This window comes from Streptomyces sp. NA02950 (assembly GCF_013364155.1).
Lineage (GTDB): Bacteria > Actinomycetota > Actinomycetes > Streptomycetales > Streptomycetaceae > Streptomyces.
This window is the reverse complement of the sequence record NZ_CP054916.1, coordinates 6,756,637-6,776,919: the sequence shown is the minus strand read 5'-3', so window position 1 is coordinate 6,776,919 and position 20,283 is coordinate 6,756,637. Positions and strand designations below refer to the sequence as shown.

The window sequence follows — 20,283 nt, the reverse complement described above, 5'->3', positions numbered from 1 at the left end:
GGGCGGCCCGTGCCCGGCGGACAGAGGGGACACGACCTGTACTGGAGTGCGCCCGGGCTAGCCCGGGATCAGGCCGTCGTCCTTGAGCATCGCCTTGACCTCCTCGAGGGTGGCCTCGGGGGCGGGCAGGATCAGCTCGGACGGTTCGAGGGCGTCGTCCGGCAGCGGTTCGCCCACCGTGCGCACGGCGTCGAGGAGCGCGCCGAGCGTCCGCCGGAAGCCGTCCTTATCGCCGCTCTCGACCTCGGCGAGCAGTTCGTCGTCCAGCTTGTTCAGTGCGGGCAGATGGCCTTCGGCCACCTGCACCTGGCCCTCCCCCATGATCCGTACGATCACGCCGACCTCCTCCGGTAGGAGACCTCGCCCGGGTGGGGGCGCGGGCTACTGCTTGTCGAACTTGTGCTGCCCCTGGGACTGCTGGGACTGCTGGGACTGGTCCTGCTGACCGCCCTCGATGGCTTGCTGGGGGCTGCCGCCGGCCAGCTCGGCCTTCATCCGCTGGAGCTCCAGCTCCACGTCCGTACCGCCGGAGATCCGGTCCAGCTCGGCCGCGATGTCGTCCTTGGCCATCCCGGACTGGTCGTCCAGGGCGCCGGAGGCCAGCAGCTCGTCGATGGCGCCCGCCCGGGCCTGGAGCTGCGCGGTCTTGTCCTCGGCCCGCTGGATCGCCATGCCGACGTCGCCCATCTCCTCGGAGATGCCGGAGAACGCCTCGCCGATCCGGGTCTGCGCCTGGGCCGCGGTGTAGGTGGCCTTGATGGTCTCCTTGCGGGTGCGGAAGGCGTCGACCTTGGCCTGGAGCCGCTGGGAGGCCAGGGTGAGCTTCTCCTCCTCGCCCTGGAGAGTCTGGTGCTGGGTCTCCAGGTCGGTGACCTGCTGCTGGAGTGCGGCACGGCGGGAGAGCGCCTCGCGCGCGAGGTCCTCGCGGCCGAGCGCGAGCGCCTTGCGCCCCTGGTCCTCCAGCTTGGCGGACTGACCCTGGAGCTGGTTCAGCTGGAGCTCCAGCCGCTTCCGGGAGGTGGCCACGTCGGCTACGCCGCGGCGCACCTTCTGGAGCAGTTCGAGCTGCTTCTGGTACGAGTAGTCGAGGGTCTCGCGCGGGTCCTCGGCCCGGTCCAGGGCCTTGTTGGCCTTCGCGCGGAAGATCATCCCCATACGCTTCATGACACCGCTCATGGGCCTCGCGCGCCCCCTTCTGACGGACTTGAGACTCCAGCACTCCAACAGACCCAGCCTACGGGCCCTGCTTCCATTACCGCACTGTTCGGGCCCGCGCGCGCTCCTCCTCCAGGACGATCAGGACGCGGGCGCCTCCGGCGCAAGGAGTAGGTGACCACTGTGTCCCGATACGGCGGACTGCCGTTGCCGGATCGTTCCCCATGAGGCTGGGGCGCACACCCGTGAACCCGTACCCTTGGGCTTTGTGTTCCGAAGCCGTTCCAAGGATGAGCAGGCCGCCACCGCCAAGGTGACCGCGGACCAGCCGCAGCAGCCCCGTGACCCGCAGGCGCCCAAGGGCCGCCCCACGCCGAAGCGCAGTGAGGCCCAGTCGCAGCGCCGCAGCCTGGCGAAGACGCCCGCCAACCGCAAGGACGCCGCCAAGCGCCAGCGGGAGGCCCGCCGCACCGATCTGGCCCGTCAGCGCGAGGCGCTCGCCAGCGGTGACGAGCGCTACCTCCCGGCCCGTGACAAGGGCCCGGTGCGCCGCTTCGCCCGCGACTTCGTGGACTCCCGGTTCGTCGTCGCCGAGTTCTTCCTGCCGCTCGCGGTGGTCATCCTGGTGCTGAGCATGATCCGTGCCGGTGCCATGCAGAGCTATGTGCTGCTGCTGTGGATGGTCGTCATCGTGATGATCGTGATCAACTCGTTCATCCTCGCCTTCCAGCTGAAGCGGGCCCTCCGCAAGAAGTTCCCCGACGAGAACCTGCGCGGCACGGTGGCGTACGCCCTGATGCGCACCCTTCAGATGCGCCGACTGCGGCTGCCCAAGCCGCAGGTCAAGCGCGGACAGCGGCCCTGAGCGGGAAATCCGCGGACCGAAGCGGGACACCGTCCGGCTTCACCGGTGGGGCGGAGGGCTGGCTGAGCCGCCTCGGCGGCCTGCGGAACACCGTCCGGCAGGCGCTGGTCGCTCAGCAGCTCGATGAACAGATCACCGCCCGCTATCCGGTGGGCCGGCGGCTGCGGGTGCTCGACGTCGGCCTCGGCCAGGGCACCCAGGCCCTGCGGCTGGCCCGGGCGGGCCACGAGGTGACCGGTCTGGAGTCCGATCCCACCATGCTGGCCGCGGTGCGCACCGCGCTCACGGACGAGCCGGAGGGCATCCGGGCCAGGGTGCGGCTGCTCGAGGGCGACGGCCGGGACACCGGAGCGCACTTCCTGCCGGGCGCCTTCGACGTGGTGCTCTGCCACGGTGTGCTGATGTACGTGTCCGAGCCGGATCCGCTGCTGGCCGGGCTGGCCCGGGTGCTGGCGCCGGGCGCTCTGCTCTCGCTGCTGGTGCGCAACGCCGACGCGCTGGCGATGCGGCCGGGGCTCGCCGGGGACTGGGACACCGCGCTGGCCGCCTTCGACTCGCCCGCGTACACCAACCGGCTCGGGCTGCGGGTGCGCGCCGACCGGCGCGAGGAGCTGACCACGACGCTCACCGCGATCGGTGCTCCGCTGCACGCCTGGTACGGGGTGCGGGTCTTCACCGACCAGGCCCCGGGCGACACCCCGCCCCCGCCGTCCCCGGAGTGGGAGCGGCTGCTGGCGGCCGAGGAGAGGGCCGGGCGCACCGATCCGTACCGCTCGGTGGCGGCCCTGCTGCATCTGTGCGGGGTGCGCGGCTGAAGCGGCTGCCACGGCTGACGGGGCACGGGGCACGGGTCTGACGCGGCTCGCTGAGTGGATGTGGCGGCGCCGCGGGGGCGCCGCCACAGGCGTTTCCCGGCCGAAGGTGCTCAGCCGGCGGTGCTCATTCGCCCCGCAGGCTCATCGGGCCGTAGATCTCGGTGCCGTCCTCGAAGAGGGTGACCTGCTCGGCCCCTCCATCGAGGAGCGCCTTCCACTCCTCACCGAGCCATGACTCCGCATCCCCCTGGGTCGGGAACTCCTCCGGCTGTACCGCGGGCTTCGTCTCCGTCCCATCGGACTTCTCGAACCGCCACGTCCACGCCATGTCCGCCTCCTCCATCCCGCCGGTCCTCGGGTGATTCCCGCCGGTCCACAGGTGATTCTGCCCGCAGCCTAGGCGACTGATCACTCCGTACGGGGTGGCCCCGCGCGACCCGCACCGGTGGACGCGAGACGATCGGGACGTGGAACTCACACTTCTGGGCACCGGAGCCCCCGACGGGCTGCCACGGCACGACTGCCCCTGCGCGGCCTGCGCCACCGCCGTCGGCGACGAGGCACGGGCCGCGACGGCCCTGCTCATCGACGGCGCGCTGTTGCTGGACCTCACCCCGGGGGCCGCCTTCGCCGCCGCCCGCGCCGGGTATTCGCTGGTCGGCGTGCGGCAGGTGCTGCTCTCGCATCCGCACGCGGGCCCGGCCGTCGAGTTCCCCGCCGGACTGCCCGCGCCGGGGCGGGTGCCGGACGGCCGTGAACTGTCCCTGATCAGCGGCCACCGGGTGCAGGCCGTCGCCCTGGACTCCCCCGGCACCGGCTACGCGGTCACCGGGCCCGACGGCACCCGGCTGCTGTACCTGCCACCCGGCGGCGCCCCGGCCGGGCTCACCGAGCAGGCCCAGCCGTACGACATGGTGGTGCTGGACGTCATCGGCCGCCCGGACGCGCTGGCCCGGCTGCGCGCGAGCGGGGCCGTGGGCGCGACCACCGATGTGCTGGCGGTCCACCTCGACCACACCGTGCCGCCCGGCCGCGAACTCCACCGGCGGCTGGCCACGGCGGGCGCGCGGACGGTCCCGGACGGCCGGACGGTGATCGTCGGCGAGTACCACGCGGTGCCGGACCTGCCGCGGCGCACGCTGGTGCTGGGCGGTGCCCGGTCCGGCAAGTCCCTGGAGGCGGAACGGCGGCTGGCCGCCTTCCCGGATGTGCTGTACGTGGCCACCGGCGGCACCCGCGACGGCGACCCCGAGTGGGCCGCCCGGATCGCCGCCCACCGCGACCGGCGGCCCGGCTCCTGGCGCACCACCGAGACCTGCGAGCTGACCCCGCTGCTGGCGGAGGACGGCCCGCCGCTGCTGATCGACTGTCTGGCGCTGTGGCTCACCGACGCGATGGACTCGGTCGGGGCCTGGGACGACGAGAAGTGGGCGCACGGCGCTGAACGTGCCCTGCGCGAGCGGGTGGACGCGCTGGTGGCCGCGGTCCGGGCGACCGGCCGCACGGTGGTGGCCGTCAGCAATGAGGTGGGCGCGGGAGTGGTCCCCGCGACCGCCTCGGGCCGCCGCTTCCGCGATGAACTGGGGCGGCTGAACGCGGCGTTCGCGGCCGAGTGCGAACAGGTGCTGCTGGTGATCGCCGGTCAGGCGCTGCCGCTGCGCGGCTGACCGGCCGTACCGGTCGTGAAGTCCACCGGGGGCCGCGCCCCGGCACCCCCGACGGTAGGGTTCGCGGCGTGAGTGCCCTGAATCTCGATGACTTCGTCGATCTGATCGAGCGCCCCGACGGGGGTATCCGCCGCGATGCCGAGGAGCGCCGGGCACGGCTCGCGCCACCGGTCGACGCGCTGGGGCGGCTGGACGAACTGGGCGAGTGGCTGGCCGCCGCCCAGCAGCGGGTGCCGGTACGGCCGGTCGAGCGCCCCCGCGTGGTGCTGTTCGCGGGCGACCACGGCATCGCCGACCTCGGTGTCTCCGCACGTCCCGCCGGCAGCGCCCACCATCTGGTGCGCTCGGTGCTGGACGGCGGGAGCCCCGTCGCGATCCTCGCCCGCCGCTTCGGCGTACCGGTGCGCGTCGTCGACATGGCGCTGGACTGCGACCCGGCCGAACTGCCCGAGGAGGTCACCCGCCACCGGGTGCGCCGGGGCTCCGGACGGCTGGACATCGAGGACGCGCTCACCCACGAGGAAGCCGAGCAGGCGTTCCGCACCGGGATGGCCATCGCCGACGAGGAGGCCGACGCGGGTACGGACCTGCTGGTCCTGGGTGATCTGAGCGTCGGCGGCACCACCGCCGCGGCGACCCTGATCGCCGCGCTGTGCGGCACCGACGCCTCCGTGGTCACCGGCCGCGGCGGTGCCGGGATCGACGATCTGTCCTGGATGCGCAAGTGCGCGGCGATCCGGGACGGGCTGCGCCGGGCGCGCCCGGTCCTCGGCGACCAGCTCCAGCTGCTGGCCGCCGTCGGCGGCGCCGACCTCGCCGCCATCACCGGCTTCCTGCTCCAGAGCGCGGTACGCCGCACCCCGGTGATCCTGGACGGGGTGGTCTCGGCGGCGGGCGCGCTGGTCGCCCAGCGGGTGGCGTTCCGCGCCCCGGACTGGTGGCTGGCCGGTCAGAACAGCGGTGAACCGGCACAGGAGAAGGCGCTGGACCGGATCGCACTCACCCCTTTGCTCGACCACGGCGTCACAGTGGGAGAGGGGACGGGGGCGCTGCTCGCCCTGCCACTGGTGCAGGCGGCCGCGGCCCTGGCGGCGGAACTGCCCGAGCGCGAGGAGGCCGGGCGTACGGAATCCGGGGAGCCGGAACCCGGGCAGGACTGAGCACCGACTGGGCACAGCGGTTGAACGGTCCGGACATATCGGACACGATGGTCCGGACCGCCACCCCCATGCCTCACCCCTCCTCCGCTCGGCCGTGATGGGAGAGGAAGAGGTCCGCTTGGACAGCCACGCTTACGCCGCCTGGCCGCCGCGCGCCGCCGTGTACACCGTCTGGTACCTGCGTACCGTCACCTTCGTCAATCTGCTCGGCGCGGTGTGGGTGTCGTTCGGCAACGACATCAAACGGCACAACGTCGACGAGTACTTCACCCCGTATCTGCTGACCGCGGGCTTCTTCTCGGCCGCCTTCTCGATGTTCCTGGCCGTCACCATGCGCCGGCACAAGCGCGCGGCCTGGATCCTCAACCTGGCCTTGAGCGGGCTGACCCTGGTGGGGATCGCGCTCGCCATGACCTGGGCCCCGGCCCGGCACCACCCCCAGAACTGGATCTCGCTGCTGCTCACCGCGGCGTTCGTGGCCGCGCTGCTCATCGGGCGCCGTGAGTTCTACGCCAAGGGCGACCGGTCCAACCCCAAGCTGGCCGCGGCGGTCGCGGTCGTCGGGCTGCTGATCGGCTCACTGCTGGCCGCCGCGCTGGTCACCGTCACCAACACCGCGCCCGACGACGACCGCTCCACCTTCCTGGACCGCTGGCACTACGGGGCGCTGCGGCTGATCTCGCTGGTGGCCGTGGAAGGGCGCTTCGAGGGGATCGAGACCCCGGGCTGGGTCAACGTGATCATCAATGTGATGAGCACGGTCCTGCTGCTGCTCGTGCTCTACGCGGCGTTCCGCGCCCGCCGCGCCGTCGACCCGATCTCCCCGGACGACGCACGGCGGCTGCGGGCGCTGCTGGACCGGCACGGCGACCGTGACTCGCTCGGCTACTTCGCGCTGCGCCACGACAAGAGCGCCGTATGGTCCCCGACGGGCAAGTCGGCGGTGACCTACCGGGTGGTGGGCGGAGTGTCCCTGGCCTCCGGCGATCCCATCGGCGATCCGGAGGCCTGGCCGGGCGCGATCGACCGGTGGCTGGCCGAGGCACGTGAGCACGGCTGGATCCCGGCGGTCATGGGCGCGAGCGAGGAGGGCGGCACGGTCTACGCCCGGCACGGTATGGACGCGCTGGAACTGGGCGACGAGGCGATCGTGGACACCGGGGAGTTCACCCTCGAGGGACGTGCGATGCGCACCGTCCGGCAGGCGTACAACCGGGTCGAACGGGCCGGGTACACGGTGAGCATCCGCCGTCACGAGGACATCCCGGCGGCGGAGATGGCCGGTCTGCTGCGGCTCGCCGACGACTGGCGGGACGGTGAGACCGAACGCGGCTTCTCGATGGCGCTCGGACGGCTCGGCGACCCGGGCGACGGCCGCTGTGTGATGCTCGTCAGCACCGACGCGGAGGGCCTGCCGCGGGCGCTGCTGAGCTTTGTCCCCTGGGGGCCGCACGGGCTGTCGCTGGATCTGATGCGGCGGGACCGGGACTCGGAGAACGGGCTCGTGGAGTTCATGGTGCTGGAGCTGATCCAGCGGGCCGGAGAGGTCGGGGTCGATCAGATCTCGCTCAACTTCGCCATGTTCCGGTCGGTCTTCGAACGCGGCTCACGGCTGGGCGCGGGGCCGGTGCTACGGCTGTGGCGCTCGCTGCTCAGCTTCTTCTCCCGCTGGTGGCAGATCGAGTCGCTGTACCGGGCCAACGCCAAGTACCGGCCGATCTGGGAGCCGCGCTATCTGCTCTTCGAGAAGTCCACGGAGCTGCCGCGGATCGGGATCGCCTCGGCCCGCGCGGAAGGGTTCCTGGAGGCGCCGGGGCTGCCGAAGTGGCTCAACCGCACCCGGCTGGTCCGGGGGGCCCGGGTGGAGAAGGGGAATGAGGCCGGGGGTGGTTCATGAGGGAGGGTCATACGGTCATTCATGAGGGTGGTTCATGAGGGCGGGGAGGGCGGCGCGGGGGGTTCGGAGAAGCCGCCGATCCAGTCCTGGAGCCGCCTCGTCACCCGGTTCCAGCGGGCGTCATGCCGCTCGGCCCGCTTCCGTGCCCTCCTCCTCGCCCGCGGCCGGCGCCGGTAGAAGCGCCGGGCCCACGGCGAGTCCGGGCGGGCCAGGCGCACCGCGCCCACAACCGCCACGACGGGCACCAGCACCCCGACCACCGCGATCCGCAACTTCCCCTTGACCAGCGCGAACAGCGCGAACGCGAAGTTGACGGCCACCTCCGCGACGACCGCCCCGCGGCTGCCCCGCTCGGCCTCCGACACCTCGTTCACCCCGAACGGAAGGAAGCCGCTGAGCACCAGGGCGACCAGTGCGGCGGTGATCACCACCACCTCGACGCTCTTGCGGCCCTGCTCGGACCAGTAGACGTCGTGGAGATGGAGGATCAGCGCGAACTCGTCCAGCACCAGCCCGGCGCCCACCCCGAACAGCACCGCCGAGATCGCCGCCCCGGCCCCCTGCCGTCCGCTGGCGACCGCGCCGAACCCGCCGACGACGGTGAGCACCACCCCGGGCACCACATGGTGGATGTGCATCCCGCCCGGGCTGATGTTGCGGAACGGGCCCCGCCCCGCCTTGATCATCCGCGTGATGGTGCGGACGATGACGAACGACAGGATGAACGAGGCCAGGGCCAGGAGCAGCGGCAGTTTGCCGGGCTCGATGATGTTCCGCTCCAACCAGTGGCCCATGGCCCTTCAGCGTGCGCGATAGCCTGCGGCGCGATGGACACCACGCCGGAGCAGTCCCCCGCACGCCCGCCGGAGCCGGAGCGCCCGGCGGACACCGGGCGTTCCCCCGGGCCCGACCGCGCCCCGCGCCCCTCCTGGGACGACGGGATCCGCTTCGCCTTCGGCACCCTCACCGTGCTGCCCGTACGGGTGACGCGCTGGGATCGCGCGGCGGCGCGCGCCGGAATGCTGTGCGCCCCGCTGGCCGGGCTGGTGGTCGGACTGTGCGCCGCCGCACTGGGCGGGGCGCTGCTGCTGCTCGGCGGCGGTGCGCCGGTGGCCGCCGTCGCCACCGTCGCGGTACCCGCCGTGCTGACCCGCGGTCTCCACCTCGACGGGCTCGCCGACACCGCGGACGGGCTCGGCAGCGGCAAGCCCGCCGAGGACGCGCTGCGCATCATGAAGCGCTCGGACATCGGGCCGTTCGGTGTCATCACCCTGCTGCTGGTGCTGCTGGCTCAGGTGGCCGCGCTGGCGGAGCTGTACGCGGCGGGCTGGGCACACGGCGCGGTGGCCGCCGCGGTGGCCGCGACCGCCGCCCGCTGCGCCCTCACCCTCGCGGCCCGCACGGGGGTGCCCGCGGCCCGGCCGGAAGGGCTGGGCGCGGCGGTCGCGGGAGCGGTGCCGAGGCGTTCGGCGCTGGTCGTCGCGGCGGGCACGGTGGCCGTATGTGCCGCGGGCGGGCTGGCGTCCGGCCCGTTGTCCGCCCTGCACCACGGGCTCGCGGTGGTGGCCGCCCTGGCCGCCGCCGAACTCCTGCTGCACCACTGCCGCCGCCGGTTCGGCGGGGTGACGGGGGATGTCTTCGGCGCCCTGGCGGAGACCGCGGCCACCGCGGCGCTGGTCGCCCTGGCCCTGGGCTGAGCCGAGCCCGCGCCAACGGGGTGCCGCACCCGGGCGCGGTGAGAGCTACCCTCGCGGTGAGCCGCGACAGGCCCGCCGATCGGGCGTCCGGCGACCGGCGCATACGATGCCGACGGGCGCGGCCGGCCGCCCCCGCCTCGCGGGGACATCCGATGTCGGCCGACGAACTAACCGGAAGAGGGACCCGACCACTGTGACTGCACTGACTCTCAGCACCTCCTCCGCCGCGACACTGCGCGCGGACGCCGTTGTCGTCGGCGTGGCAAAGGGGGCGAAGGGCCCTGTCGTCGCCGCCGGCGCGGAGGCCGTGGACAAGGCGTTCGGCGGCAAGCTCGCGGCCGTTCTGGAGACGCTCGGCGCGACCGGCGCCGACGGCGAGGTGACCAAGCTGCCCGCCGCGTCCGGGCTGAAGGCCCCGGTCGTGCTGGCGGTCGGCCTGGGCGAGGCCCCGGCCAAGGGCGATGGCTACGACAGCGAGGCACTGCGCCGGGCCGCGGGGGCGGCCGCCCGCGCGCTGTCCGGTTCCAAGAAGGGCGCGTTCGCGCTGCCGGTGGAGGACGCGACGGCCGCCGCCGCGGTCGCCGAGGGCGCGCTGCTGGGCGCCTACGCGTACGACAAGGCCAACAGCGGCAACGGCACCGCGGCCAAGGACAAGAAGAAGAACGGCAACGGCCCGCTGGCCGAGGTCGCCCTGCTGGGCGGCAAGCCGCGGGACAAGGCGTACAAGGCCGCGGCCGAGCGTGCCGCCGCCCTGGCCGCCGAGGTCAACCGGGCCCGCGATCTGATCAACACCCCCTCCAATGTGCTCGATCCGGCCTCCTTCGCGGCGACCGTGGTGGCGGCGGCCAAGGAGTTCGGCCTCAAGACCGAGGTGCTGGACGAGAAGGCGCTCAAGAAGGGCGGGTACGGCGGCATCCTCGGCGTCGGCCAGGGCTCGCAGGCCCCGCCGCGGCTGGTGCGGATCGCCTACACCCACCCCAAGGCGGAGAAGACGCTGGCGCTGGTGGGCAAGGGCATCACCTACGACTCGGGCGGCATCTCCCTCAAGCCGGCCGGTCACAACGAGACGATGAAGTGCGACATGAGCGGTGCCGCCGCCGTGTTCTCCGCCGTCATCACCGCCGCCAAGCTGGGGCTGCGGGTCAATCTGACCGGCTGGTTGGCGCTGGCGGAGAACATGCCGTCCGGTTCGGCCACCCGCCCCGGCGATGTGCTGTCCATGTACGGCGGCAAGACCGTCGAGGTGCTGAACACCGACGCCGAGGGGCGGCTGGTGCTCGCCGACGCGATCACCCGCGCCTGCGAGGAGAAGCCGGACGCGATCGTGGACGTGGCCACGCTCACCGGTGCGATGGTCCTCGCGCTGGGCACCCGCACCTTCGGGATCATGGCGAACGACGACGCCTTCCGGACCACGATCCACGAGATCGCGGAGGAGGCCGGTGAGCAGTCGTGGCCGATGCCACTGCCGGGCGATCTTCGCAAGAGCATGGACTCGCCGGTTGCCGATCTGGCGAACATGGGTGAGCGGATGGGTGGCGGTCTGGTGGCCGGTCTGTTCCTGAAGGAATTCATCCAGGACGGCATCACCTGGGCCCATCTGGACATCGCGGGTCCCGCATTCAATGACTCCGGTCCGTCCGGCTACACCCCCAAGGGCGGCACCGGTGCCGCCGTACGCACGCTGGTGCGGCTCGCCGAGCGCACCGCCGCGGGCGACCTGGGCTGAGGCACGGGCCGAAAGTCCCGCCGATTTCGCCGTCAACGAAATCGGCGGGGCTACGGATTCCGAATACGCGTGAGTAACCCCTGAACTGAGGTCCGGAGAAATCTCACACCACGGCCCCGCGTCCCGCTTCACGTCAACAAGTGCGAAGATGTTGTCTCGGCAGGACAGGGCCCCCGACACCAGGGCCGAAGAATCAGCGGCCGAACAACAGCCGCCGCCCGGCCGACCGACGGCCGGCTCCGGCGCACCATGCATGGAGGACGTGACGTGGCGAACGACGCCAGCACCGTTTTCGACCTAGTGATCCTCGGAGGCGGTAGCGGCGGTTACGCCGCTGCCCTGCGCGCGGCGCAGCTGGGTCTGGACGTCGCCCTGATCGAGAAGGACAAGCTGGGCGGCACCTGCCTGCACCGCGGCTGCATCCCCACCAAGGCTCTGCTGCACGCCGGTGAGATCGCCGACCAGGCCCGCGAGGGCTCGGAGTTCGGTGTGAAGACCACCTTCGAGGGCATCGACATCGAGGGTGTGCACAAGTACAAGGACGGCGTGGTCACGGGCCTGTACAAGGGCCTCCAGGGTCTGATCGCGTCCCGCAAGGTCACCTATGTGACGGGCGAGGGCCGGCTGTCCTCCCCCACCTCGGTCGATGTGAACGGTCAGCGCTACACCGGCCGCCACATCCTGCTTGCCACCGGCTCGGTGCCGAAGTCGCTCCCCGGTCTGGAGATCGACGGCAACCGCGTCATCTCCTCGGACCACGCCCTGGTGCTCGACCGGGTGCCGAAGTCCGCGATCGTGCTGGGCGGCGGCGTCATCGGCGTCGAGTTCGCCTCCGCGTGGAAGTCCTTCGGGGCCGACATCACCATCGTCGAGGCGCTTCCCCACCTCGTCCCGGTCGAGGACGAGAACAGCTCCAAGCTGCTGGAGCGCGCCTTCCGCAAGCGCGGTATCAACTTCTCCCTCGGCTCCCGCTTCTCGGGCGTCGAGTACACCGCCGACGGCGTCAAGGTCTCGCTGGAGAACGGCAAGACCTTCGAGGCCGAGCTGCTGCTCGTGGCCGTCGGCCGCGGTCCGGTCTCGCAGGGCCTGGGCTACGAGGAGGCCGGGGTCGCCATGGACCGCGGCTTTGTCCTCGTCGACGAGTACATGCAGACCAACGTCCCGACCATCTCCGCCGTGGGTGACCTGGTCCCCACCCTCCAGCTGGCCCACGTCGGCTTCGCCGAGGGGATGCTGGTGGCCGAGCGGCTGGCCGGTCTGAAGACCGTTCCGATCGACTACGACGGTGTGCCGCGGGTGACGTACTGCCACCCGGAGGTCGCCTCCGTCGGCATCACCGAGGCCAAGGCCAAGGAGCTGTACGGCGCCGACAAGGTCGTCGCCCTGAAGTACAACCTCGCGGGCAACGGCAAGAGCAAGATCCTGAAGACCGCGGGCGAGATCAAGCTCGTCCAGGTCCGGGACGGCGCCGTCGTCGGTGTCCACATGGTGGGTGACCGCATGGGCGAGCAGGTCGGCGAGGCCCAGCTGGTCTACAACTGGGAGGCGCTGCCGGCCGAGGTCGCGCAGCTCGTCCACGCCCACCCGACCCAGAACGAGGCGCTCGGCGAGGCCCACCTGGCCCTGGCCGGCAAGCCGCTGCACTCCCACGACTAATCGCACGAGCGCGAACCATCCGAACAGATCGTTAAGGAGCAACCGAAACCATGGCGGTTTCCGTAACCCTGCCGGCGCTCGGCGAGAGCGTGACCGAGGGCACCGTCACCCGATGGCTCAAGGCCGAGGGTGAGCGGGTCGAGGCCGACGAGCCCCTGCTCGAGGTCTCCACCGACAAGGTCGACACCGAGATCCCGGCCCCGGCGGCCGGTGTGCTGTCGTCCATCAAGGTCGCCGAGGACGAGACGGTCGAGGTCGGCGCCGAGCTCGCCGTCATCGACGACGGCGGCGCCGCTCCGGCCGAGGCCCCCGCCCCGGCGGAGGAGCCCGCTCCGGCGGCGCAGCCCGAGCCCGCCCCGGCCGCCGAGGCCCCGGCCCCCGAGCCCGCCGCGGCCGCCCCGGCCGGTGGCGGCGAGGGCACCGATGTGGTCCTCCCGGCGCTCGGTGAGTCGGTGACCGAGGGCACCGTCACCCGCTGGCTCAAGGAGGTCGGTGACGCGGTCGAGGCCGATGAGCCGCTGCTCGAGGTCTCCACCGACAAGGTCGACACCGAGATCCCGGCCCCGACCGCGGGCACCCTGCTGGAGATCCTGGTCGGCGAGGACGAGACCGCCGAGGTCGGTGCCAGGCTGGCGGTCATCGGTACAGCCGCTCAGGGGGCCGCCGCGCCGGCGCCGGCCGCCCCGGCTCCGCAGGAGGCCCCGAAGCAGGAGGCCCCCGCCCCGGCCCCGGCCCCGGCCCCGGCTCCCGAGCCGGTCAAGGAGGCCCCGGCCCCGCAGGCGCCCGCCGCTCCGGCTCCGGCGCCCGCTCCGGCTCCGGCCGCCCCGGCTCCGGCCGCGGCAGCCCCGGCGGCCCCCTCGATCCCTGCCCCGGCCGCCCCCGAGGCCGAGGGCGCCTACGTGACCCCGCTGGTGCGCAAGCTCGCCGCCGAGAACGGCGTGGACCTGGCCACCGTCAAGGGCACCGGCGTCGGCGGCCGGATCCGCAAGCAGGACGTCATCGCCGCCGCCGAGGCCGCCAAGGCCGCCGCCCAGGCGCAGGCCCCGGCGGCCGCCGCGCCGGCCGCCAAGAAGGCCCCGGGCGGTGTTTCCATCGAGCCGTCCCCGCTGCGCGGCCAGACCGTCAAGATGACCCGCATGCGCAAGGTCATCGGCGACAACATGATGAAGGCGCTGCACGGCCAGGCCCAGCTGTCCTCGGTCGTCGAGGTCGACATCACCCGGCTGATGAAGCTGCGCGCCCAGGCCAAGGACGCGTTCGCCGCCCGTGAGGGCGTGAAGCTCTCCCCGATGCCGTTCTTCGTCAAGGCCGCGGCCCAGGCGCTGAAGGCCCACCCGGTCATCAACGCCCGGATCAACGAGGACGAGGGCACCATCACCTACTTCGACTCGGAGAACGTCGGCATCGCCGTGGACTCCGAGAAGGGCCTGATGACCCCGGTCATCAAGGGTGCGGGCAACCTCAACCTGGCCGGTATCGCGAAGGCCACCGCCGACCTGGCGGGCAAGGTCCGCGCCAACAAGATCACGCCGGACGAGCTGGCCGGTGCGACCTTCACGATCAGCAACACCGGTTCGCGCGGTGCGCTGTTCGACACGATCATCGTGCCGCCGAACCAGGTCGCCATCCTGGGCATCGGTGCCACGGTGAAGCGTCCGGCCGTCATCGAGACGCCCGAGGGCACCGTCATCGGCGTCCGGGACATGACGTACCTGACGCTCTCCTACGACCACCGCCTGGTGGACGGTGCCGACGCGGCCCGCTACCTGACGGCCGTCAAGGAGATCCTGGAGGCCGGTGAGTTCGAGGTCGAGCTCGGCCTCTGACCGGCCCACGGCAGACGCCTCGGCAGTCGGCCGCGCCCCGCACGGACTTCCGTGCGGGGCGCGGCCCTTTTCCGTCCCCGCTCCGCGGACCTTCCGCTGCCTGGATAATGATTTCCGTTCACCGCTGGTTCCGAAGGAGCGCCCCATGGCCCCGCCCGTCGTCCACTCGCTGCGCGAGCAGATCCGCGAGCACCTCGTGGAGGGGATCGTCAGCGGGCGCTGGAAGCCGGGCGAGCGGATCGTGGAGCGGCGGATCGCGACGGAGCTGGAGGTCAGCCAGACCCCCGTCCGGGAGGCGCTGCGGGAGCTGGAGTCGCTGCGGCTGATCGAATCGGCCCCCAACAAGGGCGTCCGGGTGCGGAATCTGACCGCCTCCGACCTCGAGGAGATCTATCCGGTACGAGCCGGGCTGGAGCAGATGGCGGCGGAGCTGGCGGCGCCCCGGCTGGCCCAGGACACCTCCGCCCTGGAGCCCGAGGTGCGGGCGCTGTACGAGGCGGACCGCAGGGCCGACGGCGAGGCGCAGGTCCGGCACACCGTCGCCTTCCACCGCGAACTGGTGCGGGCCTCGGGAAACAGCGTGCTGCTGCACACCTGGGAGTCACTGGGCATCGAGATCTGGACGACGCTGTCCATCCGCTGGCTGGGCACCGTCCAGCAGTCCTACGCCGAGGAGCACCAGGCGGTCGTGGACGCGTTCCGCCGCCGGGATCCGCGGGTGGGTGAACTCGTCAAGGAGCATGTGCTCGGCTGTGCACCGCGTGCCTGATTTCGCGGCACGGAATGCCAATTTCGCGCCGCGGAGCATTTTTTTCGCTCCGGGCTTTGATCGATCATCGATCAGTACTTACAGTCGGCAGCATGACCGATCTCGCCAGCACGCAGTCCAGTGCGCTCGACCAGATCCCCGACCGGGACCCCGAGGAGACCGCGGAGTGGGGCGCCTCGCTCACGGCCGTCACCCGGGCCGCCGGTCCGCATCGCGCCGCGTACCTGATGCGCCGCACCCTGGAGCGCGCCGAGGGCGCCGGGCTCGCGCTGCCGCCGCTGCTGGAGTCGGACTACGTCAACACCATCCCGACCGCCGCGGAGCCCGCCTTCCCCGGTGACGAGGAGATGGAGCGGCGGATCACCGCCTGGAACCGGTGGAACGCGGCGGCGATGGTCACCCGCGGCAGCAGGGACGGCCTCGGCGGCCACATCGCCACCTTCGCCTCGGCCGCCTGGCTCTACGAGACCGGCTTCCAGCACTTCTTCCGCGGCAAGGAGGCCGAGGGCGGTTCGGGTGACCAGCTCTACATCCAGGGCCACGCCTCCCCCGGCATCTACGCCCGCGCCTTCCTCGACGGCCGGCTGACCGAGCGCCACCTCGACCACTTCCGGCGCGAGGCGGGCGACAGCGGCGTTCACGGGCTGCCCTCCTACCCGCATCCGCGCCGGCTGCCCTGGCTGTGGGAGTTCCCCACCGTCTCCATGGGCCTCGGCCCGCTCTCCGCGATCTACCAGGCACGGTTCAACCGTTATCTGGCGGGCCGCGGCATCAAGGACACCGCGGACTCCCACGTATGGGCCTTCCTCGGCGACGGCGAGATGGACGAACCCGAGTCCACCGCGGCACTCGCCCTGGCCGGGCGCGAGGGCCTGGACAACCTGACCTTCGTCATCAACTGCAACCTCCAGCGGCTCGACGGCCCGGTGCGCGCCAACTTCAAGATCGTCCAGGAGCTGGAGGCGCAGTTCCGCGCGGCCGGCTGGAACGTGGTCAAGTCGCTGTGGGGCTCGGCCTGGGACGAGCTGTTCGCGCTGGACACCTCGGGCGCGCTGGTGCGCAGGCTGCGCGAGGTGCCCGACGGCCAGTTCCAGACGTACGCCACCCGTGACGCCGGCTACATCCGCGAGCACTTCTTCGGCGCCGACCCGGAGCTGGCCCGGCTCGCCCAGCGGGTCACCGACGCCAAGCTCACCGAGTGCTTCCACACCTCCCGCGCGGGCCATGAGCCGCGCAAGGTCCACGCCGCCTACCGCGCCGCCATGGACCACAAGGGCGCCCCGACCGTGGTGCTCGCGCAGACCGTCAAGGGCTGGACGCTCGGCCCCGGCTTCGAGTCGCGCAATGCCAACCACCAGATGAAGAAGCTCACGGGCAAGGAGTTCCGCACCATGCGCGACCTCCTCGAACTGCCCATCCCGGACAGCGAGCTGGACGACGAGCTCGTCCCGTACGCGCACCCCGGCGCCGACTCCCCCGAGGTGCGCTACCTCCAGGAGCGCCGCGCGGAGCTCGGCGGTCCGGCACCCGCCCGCAAGGTCCACCCGGTGGCGCTGCCCGAGCCGGCCGCCAAGCCCTTCGAGACGCTCGCCAAGGGCTCCGGCAGCCAGGAGATCGCCACCACGATGGCCTTCGTCCGGCTGGTCAAGGATCTGATGCGGGACAAGGAGACCGGGAAGCGCTGGGTGCCGATCGTGCCCGACGAGGCGCGGACATTCGGCATGGAGTCGCTGTTCCCGACTGCCGGGATCTACTCCCCGCTCGGCCAGACCTACGACCCGGTCGACCGCGATCAGCTCCTGTACTACAAGGAAGCCACAAACGGTCAGATCCTCAACGAGGGGATCACCGAGGCCGGTTCGATGGCCGATTTCACCGCCGCCGCCACGTCGTACGCGACCCACGGCGAGCCGATGATCCCGTTCTACATCTTCTACTCGATGTTCGGCTGGCAGCGCACCGCCGACCAGATGTGGGCGCTCGCCGACCAGCTCGGCCGCGGCTTCCTGATCGGCGCCACGGCGGGCCGCACCACCATGACCGGTGAGGGCCTCCAGCACGCCGACGGCCACTCGCATCTGATCGCCTCCACCAACCCGGCGGCGCTCGCCTACGACCCGGCGTTCGCCTACGAGGTCGGCGTGATCGTGCGGGACGGCCTGCGGCGGATGTACGGCCCGGACGCCGAGGACGTCTTCTACTACCTGACCGTCTACAACGAGACCAAGGTCCAGCCGCCCATGCCGCAGGGCGAGGGCATCGAGGAGGGCATCCTCAAGGGCCTGTACCGCTACCGGGAGGCCGAGGCGCCCGCCGCCGGCGCCCCCCGGATCCAGCTCCTCGCCTCCGGCACCGCCATCCACTGGGTGCTGGAGGCCCAGAAACTCCTCGCCGACGACTGGGGTGTGGCCGCCGATGTGTGGTCCGCCACCTCCTGGAGCGAGCTGCGCCGTGACGCCCTGTCCTGTGACACGGCGCGGCTCAACGGCGAGGACCGGGCCCCGTACGTCACCCGTGCCCTGGCAGGCGCACCGGGCCCGGTCCTCGCGGTCAGCGACTGGATGCGCGCGGTACCCGACCAGATCAGCCAGTGGGTCGAGCAGGACTGGTACTCCCTGGGCACCGACGGCTTCGGCCTCTCCGACACCCGCGAGGCCGCCCGCCGCCACTTCGGGGTGGACGCCCCGGCGATCGTGGTGGCGGCCCTGGACCGGCTGGCCCGCCGCGGTGAGGTGAGCGGTACCGCCGCCAAGGAGGCCGCGCGCCACTACGGGCTCTGATCCCGTCACGGGCCCGGACAGGGCCCGCCCCCCGGCTCCGCCGTCGTGCGGCCGCGCCTCGCGGTCGCACAACGGCGGTTCTCATCCGGGCCGCCCCGTCCCGGGCATGATGGGCGGGTGCGTGCTGCCCGGCTGATCAAGATGGTGCTTCTGCTCCAGGCCCGGCCCTCGATGACGGGGGCCGAGCTCGCCCGTGAGCTGGAGGTCTCCGAGCGCACCGTCACCCGCGACGCCGCCGCGCTCTCCGAGGCCGGTGTCCCGGTCTACGCGGACCGGGGGCGCGCCGGGGGCTACCGGCTCATCGGTGGCTACCGCACCCGGCTCACGGGTCTCGGCCGGGCCGAGGCGGAGGCGCTGTTCCTGTCCGGCGTACCGTCCGCGTTGCGCGAGATGGGGCTCGCGGACGCCGCGTCCGCGGCCCGGCTGAAGGTGTCCGCGGCCCTCCTGCCGGAGCTGCGCGACGCCTCCCAGAGCGTGGCCCAGCGCTTCCACCTGGACGCCCCGGGCTGGTGGCAGGAGCCGCAGACGCCCGAACTGCTGCCGCCGCTGGCCGACGCGGTCTGGGACGACCGGTGGATCACGGTCCGCTACCGTCGCCGGGACACGGAGGTGGAGCGGGATCTTGAGCCGTACGGCCTCGTGCTCAAGGCGGGCGTCTGGTACCTGGCGGCCAGGGCGGAGGGCGACTTCCGGGTGTACCGCGTGGACCGATTCGTCTCCGTCGAGCCCGGCGGCACCCGCTTCGGCCGGGTCGAGGAGTTCGATCTGCCCGCCTTCTGGGAGGAGCGGGCGGCCCAGTTCGCCCGCTCGATCCTGCGCGAGCGGGCCGTCGTACGGCTCACCCCGGACGGTGCCCGGCAGCTGCCGTACGTCACGGACCGTACGGCGGGCGAGGAGGCGCTGCGCGCGGCCGCGGAGCCCGACGGGCAGGGGCGGATCACCGTCACCCTGCCCGTCGAGTCGCACGAGGTGGCGTTCGCGCAGCTGCTCGCGCTCGGCCCGGAGGCCGAGGTGCTCGAGCCGCCGGAGCTGCGGGAGCGGTTCGCCGAGGCGGCGCGCCGCACGGCCGAACTCTACCGGTAGCGCTCCGCGGGGAAGTGCCGGGAGCCGTCATGCGGCCGCGGCCGCGTCGTGGCCGGTCGCGCCCACGCGGCGGAGCCGCACATCGACACAGCCCCGTGCCCCTTCGGGGCGCTACCGGTAGTCCTCAGCGGTGCCCGCCTTGCCGCCGAAGACGACATCCCGGAAGTAGCCGAAGGCGTCCGGCCGCGATCCGTCGAGATCGTCGAAGCCGTAGACCTTGGCCAGCTCACCACTGGACACGGACTGTCCGTTCCACCGCGCCCGGTCGGGGTCGGCGGCGAGCGCGGCGACCGCCCGCCCGCCGAAGCGCGTCCGCTCCCGGGTGGTGCGGCCCGTCACAGAGACGGTGGCGCCGGCCGCCCCGAGCTCGACCGCCATCGCCCGGCCCGCGCCGCGCGTCGCCCCCGCGACGAATGCGATCCTGCCCGCCCGTGCGCCCTGTGTGCTCACGTACCGGTGTCCCTTCGGTGGTCCGGTATGGCTGTGCGTTCGACGGTCGCAGGGAATCCCGACGTCTTCTGTCGCTTTTTGTTCGCACTTCCCCGGGTCCCCCGGCGGCCCGGTCCCTCTCGATAACGAGAGGGCCGCATCCGGGCCGCTCCACGTGCGGGGGCGCCGGGGAGGGCCGATCCTGGTCCCGTGATGATGGACGAGACGGAGTTCTGGGGGCTGGTCGACAGCGCTCGGGAGGCTGCCGATGGCGACCCCGAGGACCAGTCCGACCTGCTCGTCGAGCAACTGTCCCAGCTCGACCCGGACGCCGTGCTGGACTTCGCGCGGCACTTCGAGGCCCGCTCCAACCGGGCGTACCGCTGGGATCTGTGGGGGGCGGCGTGGGTGCTGCTGGGCGGGGTCAGCGACGACGCGTTCGAGGCGTTCCGCTTCTGGCTGATCGGTCAGGGCCGGGAGGTGTTCGAGGGGGCGCTGCACGAGCCGGACGCGCTCGCCGAGCTGCTGGACGACTTCGACGACCAGGTGGACGGGGACTGCGAGGACCTGGGGTTCGCGGCGGACGAGGCGTATGAGCGGCTGACCGGCGCGGCCCTGCCGGAACTGGGGCTCCCGGCGCCGCCGCGCGAACCCATGGGCGGGGCCATCGACTTCGAGGACGAGCGGGAGCTGGTGGAGCGGTATCCCCGGCTGTGGGAGCGTTTCCGGGCTTGACGGCCCCGCTGTCGGCGGCG

General features: G+C 72.5%; 17 protein-coding genes and 1 pseudogene. 13 read left to right on the top strand and 5 right to left on the bottom strand.

Annotated elements, in window-relative coordinates; genetic code table 11:
• Positions 1-57: 57 nt before the first annotated feature.
• Together HUT19_RS29750 and HUT19_RS29745 are read right to left on the bottom strand one after the other, a co-directional pair.
• Complete coding sequence (locus tag HUT19_RS29750) at positions 58-336, bottom strand: hypothetical protein (protein WP_176183394.1); 279 nt, start codon at positions 334-336, stop codon at positions 58-60.
• A 45-nt stretch (positions 337-381) separates the two neighbouring features.
• Positions 382-1,164: a PspA/IM30 family protein gene (locus HUT19_RS29745; protein ID WP_176183393.1), complete on the bottom strand. Its 783-nt coding sequence runs from the start codon at positions 1,162-1,164 to the stop codon at positions 382-384.
• Between the two features lie 259 nt (positions 1,165-1,423).
• Between HUT19_RS29745 and HUT19_RS29740 the strand changes: the two genes are divergently transcribed.
• Positions 1,424-2,020, top strand: a complete 597-nt coding sequence (locus tag HUT19_RS29740; protein WP_176183392.1) for a DUF3043 domain-containing protein — start codon at positions 1,424-1,426, stop codon at positions 2,018-2,020.
• Positions 2,021-2,124: 104 nt separating this feature from the next.
• A complete protein-coding gene (locus HUT19_RS29735) occupies positions 2,125-2,835 on the top strand; it encodes a bifunctional 2-polyprenyl-6-hydroxyphenol methylase/3-demethylubiquinol 3-O-methyltransferase UbiG (RefSeq protein WP_254886240.1) in 711 nt (236 codons plus the stop codon).
• Between the two features lie 124 nt (positions 2,836-2,959).
• Here the strand turns inward: HUT19_RS29735 and HUT19_RS29730 are convergent, their stop codons facing one another.
• The gene (locus HUT19_RS29730; protein ID WP_176183391.1) at positions 2,960-3,163 is read right to left on the bottom strand and encodes a hypothetical protein; all 204 of its coding nucleotides are present in this window, start codon (positions 3,161-3,163) and stop codon (positions 2,960-2,962) included.
• Between the two features lie 139 nt (positions 3,164-3,302).
• Here HUT19_RS29730 and HUT19_RS29725 point away from each other — a divergent pair, with 139 nt between their 5' ends.
• The 3 genes from HUT19_RS29725 to HUT19_RS29715 all read left to right on the top strand — a co-directional run bounded on the left by HUT19_RS29725 (position 3,303) and on the right by HUT19_RS29715 (position 7,559).
• Positions 3,303-4,502, top strand: coding sequence for a bifunctional adenosylcobinamide kinase/adenosylcobinamide-phosphate guanylyltransferase (locus HUT19_RS29725; protein ID WP_176183390.1), 1,200 nt, complete (start codon positions 3,303-3,305; stop codon positions 4,500-4,502).
• 68 nt (positions 4,503-4,570) lie between these two features.
• Positions 4,571-5,662 (top strand): nicotinate-nucleotide--dimethylbenzimidazole phosphoribosyltransferase, encoded by a 1,092-nt coding sequence (gene cobT, locus HUT19_RS29720; RefSeq protein WP_176183389.1) that lies wholly within the window; start codon positions 4,571-4,573, stop codon positions 5,660-5,662.
• A gap of 97 nt (positions 5,663-5,759) precedes the next feature.
• Positions 5,760-7,559 carry a phosphatidylglycerol lysyltransferase domain-containing protein gene (locus HUT19_RS29715; RefSeq protein WP_176183388.1) on the top strand — a complete coding sequence of 600 codons (1,800 nt, stop codon included), beginning with the start codon at positions 5,760-5,762 and terminating at the stop codon, positions 7,557-7,559.
• A 32-nt stretch (positions 7,560-7,591) separates the two neighbouring features.
• Here HUT19_RS29715 and HUT19_RS29710 read toward each other — a convergent pair whose 3' ends face one another.
• Positions 7,592-8,353, bottom strand: coding sequence for a hypothetical protein (locus HUT19_RS29710; protein WP_176183387.1), 762 nt, complete (start codon positions 8,351-8,353; stop codon positions 7,592-7,594).
• A 33-nt stretch (positions 8,354-8,386) separates the two neighbouring features.
• On the opposite strand from HUT19_RS29710, the gene HUT19_RS29705 reads away from it, so the two are divergent.
• The 7 genes from HUT19_RS29705 to HUT19_RS29675 all read left to right on the top strand — a co-directional run bounded on the left by HUT19_RS29705 (position 8,387) and on the right by HUT19_RS29675 (position 19,099).
• Positions 8,387-9,256 carry an adenosylcobinamide-GDP ribazoletransferase gene (locus HUT19_RS29705; RefSeq protein ID WP_176183386.1) on the top strand — a complete coding sequence of 290 codons (870 nt, stop codon included), beginning with the start codon at positions 8,387-8,389 and terminating at the stop codon, positions 9,254-9,256.
• A 193-nt stretch (positions 9,257-9,449) separates the two neighbouring features.
• A complete protein-coding gene (locus HUT19_RS29700) occupies positions 9,450-10,985 on the top strand; it encodes a leucyl aminopeptidase (RefSeq protein ID WP_176183385.1) in 1,536 nt (511 codons plus the stop codon).
• A gap of 267 nt (positions 10,986-11,252) precedes the next feature.
• A complete protein-coding gene (gene lpdA, locus HUT19_RS29695) occupies positions 11,253-12,641 on the top strand; it encodes a dihydrolipoyl dehydrogenase (protein WP_176183384.1) in 1,389 nt (462 codons plus the stop codon).
• Positions 12,642-12,691: 50 nt separating this feature from the next.
• Complete coding sequence (gene sucB / locus HUT19_RS29690; RefSeq protein ID WP_176183383.1) at positions 12,692-14,467, top strand: 2-oxoglutarate dehydrogenase, E2 component, dihydrolipoamide succinyltransferase; 1,776 nt, start codon at positions 12,692-12,694, stop codon at positions 14,465-14,467.
• A gap of 145 nt (positions 14,468-14,612) precedes the next feature.
• On the top strand, positions 14,613-15,236 hold the full coding sequence (locus tag HUT19_RS29685) for a GntR family transcriptional regulator (protein ID WP_176183382.1): 624 nt from the start codon (positions 14,613-14,615) through the stop codon (positions 15,234-15,236).
• Positions 15,237-15,328: 92 nt separating this feature from the next.
• The gene (aceE, locus tag HUT19_RS29680) at positions 15,329-18,016 is read left to right on the top strand and encodes a pyruvate dehydrogenase (acetyl-transferring), homodimeric type (protein ID WP_176183381.1); all 2,688 of its coding nucleotides are present in this window, start codon (positions 15,329-15,331) and stop codon (positions 18,014-18,016) included.
• A gap of 117 nt (positions 18,017-18,133) precedes the next feature.
• Positions 18,134-19,099, top strand: coding sequence for a YafY family protein (locus tag HUT19_RS29675; RefSeq protein ID WP_176183380.1), 966 nt, complete (start codon positions 18,134-18,136; stop codon positions 19,097-19,099).
• Positions 19,100-19,210: 111 nt separating this feature from the next.
• Here HUT19_RS29675 and HUT19_RS42315 read toward each other — a convergent pair.
• Positions 19,211-19,399: pseudogene (locus tag HUT19_RS42315) on the bottom strand (short-chain dehydrogenase); the annotation flags it as partial.
• A 342-nt stretch (positions 19,400-19,741) separates the two neighbouring features.
• Between HUT19_RS42315 and HUT19_RS29665 the strand changes: the two are divergent.
• Complete coding sequence (locus HUT19_RS29665; protein WP_176183378.1) at positions 19,742-20,263, top strand: DUF4240 domain-containing protein; 522 nt, start codon at positions 19,742-19,744, stop codon at positions 20,261-20,263.
• The last annotated feature ends 20 nt before the right edge of the window (positions 20,264-20,283 follow it).

What these genes read in the sequence shown, in the direction of transcription:
- HUT19_RS29745 (WP_176183393.1), bottom strand. Translation starts at nt 1,164, where the DNA reads ATGAAGCGTATGGGGATGATCTTCCGCGCGAAGGCCAACAAGGCCCTG.
- HUT19_RS29730 (WP_176183391.1), bottom strand. Translation starts at nt 3,163, where the DNA reads ATGGCGTGGACGTGGCGGTTCGAGAAGTCCGATGGGACGGAGACGAAG.
- HUT19_RS29715 (WP_176183388.1), top strand. Translation starts at nt 5,760, where the DNA reads ATGGGAGAGGAAGAGGTCCGCTTGGACAGCCACGCTTACGCCGCCTGG.
- HUT19_RS29710 (WP_176183387.1), bottom strand. Translation starts at nt 8,353, where the DNA reads ATGGGCCACTGGTTGGAGCGGAACATCATCGAGCCCGGCAAACTGCCG.
- HUT19_RS29705 (WP_176183386.1), top strand. Translation starts at nt 8,387, where the DNA reads ATGGACACCACGCCGGAGCAGTCCCCCGCACGCCCGCCGGAGCCGGAG.
- sucB (WP_176183383.1), top strand. Translation starts at nt 12,692, where the DNA reads ATGGCGGTTTCCGTAACCCTGCCGGCGCTCGGCGAGAGCGTGACCGAG.
- HUT19_RS29685 (WP_176183382.1), top strand. Translation starts at nt 14,613, where the DNA reads ATGGCCCCGCCCGTCGTCCACTCGCTGCGCGAGCAGATCCGCGAGCAC.
- aceE (WP_176183381.1), top strand. Translation starts at nt 15,329, where the DNA reads ATGACCGATCTCGCCAGCACGCAGTCCAGTGCGCTCGACCAGATCCCC.
- HUT19_RS29665 (WP_176183378.1), top strand. Translation starts at nt 19,742, where the DNA reads ATGATGGACGAGACGGAGTTCTGGGGGCTGGTCGACAGCGCTCGGGAG.